Annotated in this window: 2 protein-coding genes; one reads left to right on the top strand and one right to left on the bottom strand. The window is 58.6% G+C overall.

Annotated features, from left to right (window positions below):
- Nucleotides 1-82: 82 nt before the first annotated feature.
- Nucleotides 83-289: a cold-shock protein gene (locus tag A3730_RS18460; RefSeq protein ID WP_035235160.1), complete on the bottom strand. Its 207-nt coding sequence runs from the start codon at nt 287-289 to the stop codon at nt 83-85.
- 305 nt (nt 290-594) lie between these two features.
- On the opposite strand from A3730_RS18460, the gene A3730_RS18455 reads away from it, so the two are divergent.
- Nucleotides 595-1,158 (top strand): CoA pyrophosphatase, encoded by a 564-nt coding sequence (locus A3730_RS18455; protein ID WP_063521107.1) that lies wholly within the window; start codon nt 595-597, stop codon nt 1,156-1,158.
- The last annotated feature ends 155 nt before the right edge of the window (nt 1,159-1,313 follow it).

Raw genomic sequence — 1,313 nt, 5'->3', positions numbered from 1 at the left:
AGAGTGTGGCAGGGGGGTAAGGTGTTCTTTAGAGAATCAAAAAAGGCGCCACAAGGGCGCCTTTTTTTACTGGAACAATCGCTTACAGAGCGACGATGTTCTCAGCTTGCGGGCCTTTCGGGCCCTGGGTCACGGTGAACTCAACCGCTTGGCCTTCGGCCAGGGTCTTGAAGCCGGAACCTTGGATGGCGCTGAAGTGAGCGAAAACGTCCGGGCCGTTTTCCTGCTCCAGGAAACCAAAACCTTTTGCTTCGTTGAACCACTTAACGGTGCCTTTAACTGTAGACATATCTCTAATCCTGAAAAATGAAGTTTTGCCTTTACGGCAGGTGTAGCTGAAAAACGGAGACTTGGACTTCAGAACTGCAGGACGAGTTATACAATGTAAACAACGAAATGGAGTACGTGATTCAAGCGCGATCTTTTAGCTGGGCCAGAACATAACCCTATTATTGCTCCGTGTACAGCTAAATCGTACCGGATCGACGTTCGGGGAGGGCGGTCCGCGCTGATTGGGGGCGCTCCCATGGCCTGGCGTGGTGAGAGCAGCCAGAGTGCTATGCTGGGCGCATCTTAGCCAATAGCGAGGCCGTCGTGCCCCCACTGACCTGGCTTAACAGAGCCCGCCCACAGAAATTGCCCTTCCGGCGCCGCGTCACCCGTGCCGCCGTAGCGTTGATTTATCGCGGCGGGATAACCGAGGGCGAGCTATTCTTTATCCAGCGCGCTCATCGCCCCGGCGACCCCTGGTCCGGAGACATGGCCTTCCCCGGTGGGCGCCTGCAAACCGGGGATACCTCCAGCCGTGACACCGCCATGCGTGAAACCGTTGAAGAAACCGGGCTCGACCTGTACCAGAGCGGGCACTACCAGGCGCGCCTGACAGACCGACTGACCCGCCACCACAGCCGCTGGCGGCCCATGGTGGTCACGCCCCATGTGTTTGCCTGGCAGGGCGACGACGTGCTGCGCCTGAACCACGAAGCCCGCCACGGCGTATGGATTCCGCTGGACTACCTGAGCAACCCGGACAACCGAAGTACGCTTGCCCTCCGCACGCCCGTGGGGCGGGTTACTCTGCCGTGCTGCCGTTATCAGGGGTACTGCATCTGGGGGTTGAGTTATCGAATGACGGTGGAGTTTTTGGGGCGGCGGTGAGGGTTGCATGGGGCTGCTTGGGCGAGTCCATTCTCGGGAATCGGAGCAGGCCAGCAAGGTAGTGGTGTGTATCTTCAGTTTAGGCCCTTGCTTCGTTTGCGAGTAGTGGGCTGTCGGGCGGAAATTTCCGAAGAAAGTCTCCGCCTGTCGCGCCA

Source organism: Alcanivorax sp. HI0044 (genome assembly GCF_001634945.1).
This window is presented reverse-complemented; position numbering and strand designations above follow the sequence as displayed.

Bases quoted from the DNA above. Each gene is read 5' to 3' on its own strand.
- A3730_RS18460 (WP_035235160.1), bottom strand. From the start codon at position 289: ATGTCTACAGTTAAAGGCACCGTTAAGTGGTTCAACGAAGCAAAAGGT.